This window comes from Gudongella ferriphila, assembly GCF_046224405.1.
Lineage (GTDB): Bacteria > Bacillota > Clostridia > Tissierellales > Tissierellaceae > Gudongella.
The window spans coordinates 24,962-32,853 of sequence record NZ_JBJXRK010000025.1; the positions used below are offsets into that span (position 1 = coordinate 24,962).

The 7,892-nt window shown below is 45.0% G+C and carries 7 protein-coding genes, 1 tRNA gene and 1 other RNA gene; 6 read left to right on the top strand and 3 right to left on the bottom strand.

Translation table 11 applies throughout. The features are described 5' to 3' along the window. Window positions 1–18: 18 nt before the first annotated feature. Together ACKVDP_RS11055 and clpB are read left to right on the top strand one after the other, a co-directional pair. Entirely contained in the window at window positions 19–966 is a 948-nt protein-coding gene (locus ACKVDP_RS11055) for a DnaJ C-terminal domain-containing protein (protein ID WP_409228918.1), read from the top strand. Window positions 967–980: 14 nt separating this feature from the next. Continuing rightward, the gene (gene clpB, locus ACKVDP_RS11060) at window positions 981–3,554 is read left to right on the top strand and encodes an ATP-dependent chaperone ClpB (RefSeq protein WP_409228919.1); all 2,574 of its coding nucleotides are present in this window, start codon (window positions 981–983) and stop codon (window positions 3,552–3,554) included. A 90-nt stretch (window positions 3,555–3,644) separates the two neighbouring features. Here clpB and ACKVDP_RS11065 read toward each other — a convergent pair whose 3' ends face one another. The 3 genes from ACKVDP_RS11065 to ACKVDP_RS11075 all read right to left on the bottom strand — a co-directional run bounded on the left by ACKVDP_RS11065 (window position 3,645) and on the right by ACKVDP_RS11075 (window position 4,795). After that, a complete protein-coding gene (locus ACKVDP_RS11065; protein WP_409228921.1) occupies window positions 3,645–4,235 on the bottom strand; it encodes a hypothetical protein in 591 nt (196 codons plus the stop codon). A 188-nt stretch (window positions 4,236–4,423) separates the two neighbouring features. Next, an RNA gene (ffs, locus tag ACKVDP_RS11070) (signal recognition particle sRNA large type) lies at window positions 4,424–4,690 on the bottom strand. A 13-nt stretch (window positions 4,691–4,703) separates the two neighbouring features. Beyond that, a tRNA-Ser gene (locus ACKVDP_RS11075) sits at window positions 4,704–4,795 on the bottom strand. Window positions 4,796–4,913: 118 nt separating this feature from the next. Here ACKVDP_RS11075 and ACKVDP_RS11080 point away from each other — a divergent pair. The 4 genes from ACKVDP_RS11080 to recR all read left to right on the top strand — a co-directional run bounded on the left by ACKVDP_RS11080 (window position 4,914) and on the right by recR (window position 7,876). Continuing rightward, a complete protein-coding gene (locus ACKVDP_RS11080; protein WP_409228922.1) occupies window positions 4,914–5,153 on the top strand; it encodes a SelT/SelW/SelH family protein in 240 nt (79 codons plus the stop codon). Window positions 5,154–5,254: 101 nt separating this feature from the next. Further along, complete coding sequence (gene dnaX, locus ACKVDP_RS11085) at window positions 5,255–6,907, top strand: DNA polymerase III subunit gamma/tau (protein ID WP_409228924.1); 1,653 nt, start codon at window positions 5,255–5,257, stop codon at window positions 6,905–6,907. 13 nt (window positions 6,908–6,920) lie between these two features. Continuing rightward, window positions 6,921–7,256: a YbaB/EbfC family nucleoid-associated protein gene (locus ACKVDP_RS11090; RefSeq protein ID WP_409228925.1), complete on the top strand. Its 336-nt coding sequence runs from the start codon at window positions 6,921–6,923 to the stop codon at window positions 7,254–7,256. A 20-nt stretch (window positions 7,257–7,276) separates the two neighbouring features. Then, window positions 7,277–7,876, top strand: coding sequence for a recombination mediator RecR (gene recR, locus ACKVDP_RS11095; protein ID WP_409228926.1), 600 nt, complete (start codon window positions 7,277–7,279; stop codon window positions 7,874–7,876). The last annotated feature ends 16 nt before the right edge of the window (window positions 7,877–7,892 follow it).

Genomic DNA, 7,892 nt, shown 5'->3' on the forward strand with positions numbered 1-7,892 from the left:
TGGGATGGAGATGATTTTATGGAATATAAGGATTATTATAAGATACTGGAAGTGGACAAATCCGCAAACCAGGATGACATAAAGAAGTCATTTAGAAAGCTTGCAAAAAAGTACCACCCGGATTTGCATCCAAATGACGATAAGGCACAGGAGAAGTTTAAGGAGGTCAATGAAGCCTACGAGGTTCTTGGGGATGAGCAGAAAAGGAAGCAGTACGACCAGTTTGGACAATATGGCTTCTCCAACGGTCAGCAGTTTGACCCTTCACAATTTGGATTCGGTAATTTTGGAGGAGGAAGCCAGTACACCTACACATCTGGAGAAGGAGCTGATTTCTCGGACTTCTTCAATCTGATTTTCGGAGGAGCAGGTGGTAGGGGAGGCTTTGATATGGGTGACATTTTCGGTACAAGAGCAGGAAGGTCAGCCGGTGGGTCCAGAAGACCACAAAGACAATCCTATGAATCTGAGCTTACAATTTCCCTGGAGGATGCCTATAATGGGGTAGCAAGAGATGTCTCATTGAACTTTGGAGGAACCACAAAGAAGATCACCGTAAAGGTTCCCAAGGGAATAACCCCAGGAAAGAAAATCAAGGTCAAGGGAGATAAGTGGGGAATCGACGGGGACATACTATTTAAGATAAATGTAAGTGAAAGCAGGGACATGAGGCTTGAAGGACTTAATATAATTAAAAAAGTTCCGGTTTTGCCATGGGAGGCTGCTCTTGGGGAAAAGGTTGTCGTCCAAACCCTCAGTGGAAAAATCAAGGTGGATATTCCTGAAGGCACAACAGGTGGAACCAGAATGAGGCTTCCCGGCAAGGGATTTGTCGACCTTAAGAACAACAAGGGAGATCTCTATCTTGAAATAACAATCGTGAACCCACCGGAGTTAAAAGAAGAAGAGAAGAGGCTTTACAGAAAGCTTAAGGAAAGCATAGATTACAATCCAAGAAAACAGTAACAGGAGGAATTAAGATGGATATGAACAAATTCACTCAGAAGAGCATCGAGGCTGTTCAGGAGTCCCAAAACATTGCCGTAAGGTTGGGAAATCCGGAGCTGTCTGAGCTTCACATGCATGCGGCACTCATAAAAAGCAGGGATGGTCTTGTGCCCAGGGTACTGTCCCTTATGGGGATAGATTCAGATGAGATCAGAAGTGCTGTGGACAGAAAGCTTGAGAAGCTTCCCAAGCAGTCAGGAGGTAGTATACACCCTGGGAGATCATACTCAAAGATCCTTATGGATGCTGAAGAGGAGGCAAAAATCTTCAAGGATGAATACGTTGGGGTTGAGCACCTTTACCTGGCAATATTGTCTTCCAAGGGCACCCACTCAGGAGATGTCTTCAGGGAGTATGGAATAACAAGGGATGCTTTCCTTCAATCTCTTATGAAGGTCAGGGGAAGTCAGACAATTACATCAGACAATCCCGAGGAGACCTACGAGGCCCTTGAAAGATTTGGACGGGACCTTGTGGAGGAAGCGAGAAGAGGCAGGATGGATCCTGTAATAGGAAGGGACTCGGAGGTCAGAAATGTAATAAGGATTCTATCCAGAAGAACAAAGAACAATCCGGTACTCATAGGTGATCCTGGAGTTGGTAAGACGGCTATAGTTGAAGGTCTGGCCCAAAGAATAGTAAACGGAGATGTGCCAGAGGGACTTAAGGACAAGACAATATTCGCCCTTGACATGGGAGCTCTGGTTGCTGGAGCCAAGTACAGGGGGGAATTCGAGGAGAGGCTGAAGGCTGTGCTTTCGGAGATACAGAAGTCTGATGGCAGGATACTGCTTTTCATTGATGAGCTCCACAATATAGTTGGAGCCGGTAGGGCTGAAGGGTCAATGGATGCAGGGAACCTTCTAAAGCCAATGCTTGCAAGGGGAGAGCTGCACACAATTGGTGCAACCACCCTTGATGAATACAGGAAATATATAGAAAAGGACGCTGCACTGGAAAGGAGATTCCAGAAGGTGCTTGTAACTGAGCCTACAGTCGAGGACACCATTTCAATACTCAGGGGTCTTAAGGAAAAGTATGAGATCCACCATGGAATAAGGATATCAGATGGTGCTGTTATAGCAGCAGCAACCCTATCCGACAGGTACATCTCAGACAGATTCCTTCCTGACAAGGCCATTGACCTGATGGACGAGGCATCAGCAATGATAAGGACCGAAATTGACTCAATGCCCGTGGAGATAGACGAGGTCAGAAGGAGGGTGTTGCAGCTGGAAATCGAGAGGGAAGCCTTGAAGAAGGAAACCGATGATGCCTCCCGAGCCAGACTGGAAAAGCTTGAAAGGGAGCTTGGAGAGCTCAAGAGTGAGTTTGATCTTCTTAAGGCACAGTGGGAAGAGGAGAAGAAGGAAATATCAGCTGAGAAGGAAATCAAGGAGGAAATTGACAGGGTCAAACGAGAAATTGAAGAGGCTGAAAGAAGCTACAATCTTGAGAAGCTTTCACAGCTGAAATATGGAGCCCTTGTTGAACTGGAAAGAAAGCTCAAGGAGGCTCAGGACAAGGAGCATACAGAGGAAAGGCTTCTCAAGGAGGAGGTCACTGAGGAGGAGATTGCAGAGGTGGTGGCAAAATGGACTGGAATTCCAACAACAAAGCTGCTGGCAACAGAAAGGGAGAAGCTGCTTGGATTGGGAGAAATCCTTCACAGGAGGGTGATAGGTCAGGATGAGGCGGTGGATTCAGTTGTGGACGCTGTACTTCGTGCCAGAGCCGGACTTAAGGACATAAACAGACCTGTGGGGAGCTTCATATTCCTGGGACCAACCGGTGTTGGCAAGACAGAGCTATCGAAGGCCTTGACTGAGACCCTATTTGATGATGAAAAGAATATTATCAGGATTGATATGAGTGAGTATATGGAGAAGCACTCCGTGGCAAGGCTTGTAGGTGCCCCTCCAGGATATGTGGGCTATGACGAGGGAGGCCAGCTGACAGAAGCCGTCAGAAGGAAGCCCTATTCTGTAATTCTCTTTGATGAGATTGAAAAGGCACATCCTGACGTGTTCAACATCCTGCTTCAGGTACTGGATGATGGTCGCCTTACGGACAATCAGGGAAGGACTGTGGATTTCAAAAATACCGTAATAATCATGACATCTAACATAGGGTCCGACTATCTTCTGGAAGGTCTCGGAGAGGATGGTACAATTCAGGAAACCACAAGAGAGAGGGTCATGAGTCAGATGAGGATGACCTTCAGACCTGAATTCCTGAATCGTATTGATGAAATTGTCCTCTTTAAACCCCTTCAGAGAATGGAGATATTCAAGATCATCGACCTTCAGATAACTGAAATCGAAAAGAGGCTTAAGGATAGAAGCATCAACATCACTGTTACGGAAGAGGCAAAGGAGAACATCCTTGAAAGATCCTATTCCATACAGTATGGTGCAAGACCGGTCAAAAGATTCCTCCAGAAGGAGATTGAAACCGGCATATCAAGAATGATCATAAAAGGAGAATTGAAGGATGGGGACACAGTTAAGATTCATGCTGTGGACGGAGAATTGTTGATAGGCTAAATCTGACAAGGATGTTATAGAAGGTCAGAAGGTGGATTGTTCCTTATGGGAAAATCCACCTTCCTTTTGTGTTGTTTGATCTATGTGAAATCATGCAATTTGGGGAGCGAGTTTTTGCTTTTTCAGCTTTATTGTTTCAATTTCCTCGTGCACGTCCAACCAGTTTGTAACCCTTGTAATTCCAGGAATAAGAGGCTTCCTGTTGTAGCTGCAGTCCATAAGAAGCACCTGGAAACCTGAAAGGGCCAATTCGACAGCATTTTCATACCTGTCCTCAACAAAGATGTCACAATCCAGCTCCTTTGCCTTATCAACCTTGTAGTGGGAACCCAGCATATGAAGGTCCATCTCAGGCATACCGTGCCTTCTCAACCACTGGACTGTAGTATCTCTTGTGACTGGCTCCCTTGCAGTAACATAGGATATGTTATGCTGCATGAAGAGCTTCCAAAGTACAAGTTCTGCATATTTTCTGGGCTTTGCATTCCCATGGAGCTCCTGCCAGTGAAGTCTGTAAAACTCCTGATAGTCTTCCCGAGACACATCAAGTACATGATGTATATCATATTCCTTAACCTGATATGGTTGGATGCTGGAGTTGAAATATCTGTTTGCAGCATCCAGCCAGTAGTATGCTTCAGTAATTGTTCCATCAATATCGATACATAGATTTAAACTCATTTGACCACCTCAATCTTTTATTATGGTTACATTCTACAGCAGGAATATAAAGTCCATATAAAGGGGCCGTTATGCTTTGGTTAAATTTAAGCTTTTGAGCTTGCTTCAGTTAGGGTCAAAGTATAAAAGTATAACTGAATATGAAAAAGCAACCCTGGATAATCTCCAGAGTTGCTCTTCTTATGTAGCCGTGCACCCAGCTTTGTCAATCCTGCTCCGAGCGTTACCCGAACAGTTAACTCGGGCCAGGCTGACCCACGGCACACGAAAAGTTTCACTTATCGCTGCTTCCTTCCGGACCTGACGAGGTTCATGAGTTTCCGTTGCGTGGGACCCAACCGTCAACGCCACTTTTTCGAGGCAGACCTCACAGCAGAGAAGCCTAAGCCGGGAATTCAATCCTGCTGTAGCGGATTGCAGGTAACAGGGCACCGCTACCTCCCCATCTAGCACGGCAAAATGTTCTAATGGCGGAGAGAGAGGGATTCGAACCCTCGAGACGAGTAAACGCCTACACGATTTCCAGTCGTGCGCCTTCGACCAGACTCAGCCATCTCTCCTTGGTTTCCATAGACTTATATTATAGACCATAACTTACGGAATGTCAACCAGGTTGAGGTTTAGATAAAATGTTTCCGGGTAAACTTATGAATAAGGAAAAGTTAAGGAGGAGATACCATGAAGAACAAGATATCAATTGAATATTGTACTTCCTGAGGCTATTTGGGAAGAGCAGTTGCTCTAACGGAAAGCATCCTGAATTTACACAAGAACCAGGTTTCAGAGCTTACAATCATTCCATCCGGTGGTGGCGTATTTGAAATCAAGGTAAATGGAAAGCTTTTGTTTTCAAAGGCAGAGCTGGGTAGGTTCCCTGAAGAGGGAGAGGCGGAAAGTCTTGTAAAGGAAGCTATTTAATGGGGGTCCGGAAGGGCCCTTTTGCTTTTCTTAGTGTAAACAGGAAGCTTTTTTGATATAATGGGTCGTAGTAAGATTTCATAACAAGTAAGGGTGATTCCATGTATCAGGCATTATACAGACAATACAGACCTAAAACCTTCGACGAGATATTAGGTCAAACACATATAACCACAATTTTAAAGAATCAGATCAAGAAGGAAAACATAGGGCATGCCTATCTTTTTTCGGGAACAAGGGGAACTGGAAAGACCTCAGCAGCAAAGGTTTTCGCAAGGGCTGTAAATTGTCTTGACCCCCAGGAAGGGAATCCATGTAACCAATGCGCAATCTGTAAGGGAATCCTTGACGAAAGCCTTATGGATGTAATCGAGATGGACGCAGCCAGCAACAGGAAAATCGAGGATATACGTGAGCTTAAGGAAAAGGTGATCTACCCTCCATCCAAGGCAAGGTACAAGGTCTACATAATAGATGAGGTTCATATGCTTACAAATGAAGCATTCAATGCCCTGTTAAAGACCCTGGAGGAGCCACCCAAGCATCTTTTGTTCCTTCTAGCCACAACTGAGCCGGAGAGATTGCCTCAGACAATACTCTCAAGATGCCAGCGATTTGATTTCAAGAGACTTTCATCAAATGACATGATAGGTGGAATGAAAAGCATAACAGACAAGCTTGGTATAAATGTTGAGGACAAGGTTCTCCAGCTTATTGCCAAAAATTCCGATGGAGCAATGAGGGATGCCTTGAGTCTTCTGGACCAGTGCATAGCATTTGAAGGTGATTCAGTATCCTATGATGATGCCATAAATATTCTGGGAATCGCCAATGTGGATCTCCTTTTTGACCTTGTGGAGGCAGTAAGGGGTGAAAGCACTGAGAAATCACTTCTTATGGTGGACCATATGATACAGGAAGGCAAGGACATCCCACAGTTCCTGAAGGATATGATTCATCACTACAGAAATCTGGTTATAGCAAAGACCTCAAAAAATCCTGAGGCACTAATTGAGTGGGGAGAGGTTGAGCAGTACAGGGAACAAGCCTCAAATATGGACCTACATTACCTGATGTCCAGCCTACAGGAATTGACATCTGCAGAAAGCTCAATGAAATGGTCAATGCAGCCCAGGATAATACTTGAGATGGCTGTCATAAAGCTTTCCAATATAAAAAGGGAGCTTTCCCTTGAGGAAAGGGTAAGAAGGCTTGAGGAAGGTATGGTCACAGTACCGGAGAAGAAAATCCAGGCTCCTGCAAAGGCAGCTCCAAAGCCAGAGTCTAAAAATCAACAAGAGAAGACTATGAGGAAGGATGAGAAAATACCCGAGGTGAAAAGTGAGCCTGTGGTTGAACAGAAAGCAGCCGCACCAACGGGTGAGCTCACTCTGGAAAAGATCAAAAGCTCCTGGCCTAAGGTCATGCAGATTATAAAATCAAGAAAAATAAACATATATGCCCTGGTGATGGAGGGAGAGGTGTCCCAACTTCAGGGGAATAGAATCACCCTGTCATACAAGGATGGATTCGAGTTTCACAAGGATGCTGTAAACTCAAACCAGAACAAGACATTTTTGGAGGAAATTCTCACGGAATTTTTTGGACAAAAAATAGAACTTCTTGTTATAATGAAAGGGTGCGAAATGCCTGCTTCCGGAGTCGGAAAGCAGGAAAATGAAAATACAGCCAAGGAGGAGACGGTCAATAAGGTGCTGGATTTCTTTGGTGAGGATATTGTAGAGATTAAATAAGGAGGAGATTTAAGTGGCAAGAGGCGGATATCCAGGAATGGGTGGAAATATGAACAATATGATGAAACAGATGCAGAAGATGCAGAAGAAGATGGAAGAGGTTCAGGCTCAGGTTGATGCTACAGAGCTTGAGGCTACATCAGGCGGAGGAGCAGTGAAGGTTGTGGTCAATGGGAAGAGGGAAGTACTTGACATTGAAATCGATCCTTCAGTTGTGGATCCTGAAGATGTTGAAATGCTCCAGGACCTTGTAATGGCTGCCGTAAACGAAGCATTGAGAAAGGCTGAGGAATTCTCGGCAAAGGAAATGGGCAAGGTTACTGGAGGACTTAATATTCCTGGACTGTAGGAATAATTGGAGGATAAAAGATGGATTACTATGCATTGCCAATCGCAAATTTAGTGGACCAGTTCTCAAAGCTTCCGGGAATTGGAAGAAAGACTGCCCAGAGATTGGCATTCCACGTACTGGAAATGGACCAGCAGGATGCCGAGAAACTTTCAGCTGCAATACTTGAAGCCAAGGAGAAGATTGGCTTCTGTAAGGTATGTGGTAATCTTACAGACAAGCCGACCTGCAACATCTGCAGCAGCCATAATAGAGACAGGTCTGTCATATGTGCCGTTGAGGGACCAAGGGATATAGTAGCCATGGAAAGAAGCAAGGAGTACAAGGGATTGTACCATGTGCTGCACGGAACCATATCTCCAATGGAGAACATCGGACCCCAGGACATCAAGATAAAGGAGCTGTTGCAAAGACTTGAGGATGATGAGGTCAAGGAGGTTGTAATAGCAACCAATCCCACAGTAGAGGGAGAGGCAACCGCCATGTACATCTCAAAGCTCATAAAGCCCCTTGGAGTCAAGGTCACAAGGATTGCCCATGGAATTCCGGTGGGAGGGGATCTTGAATATTTCGACGAGGTGACCTTGGCACGTGCCATGGACAACAGAAGAGAAATGTAGAGATAAAAGTTCATGA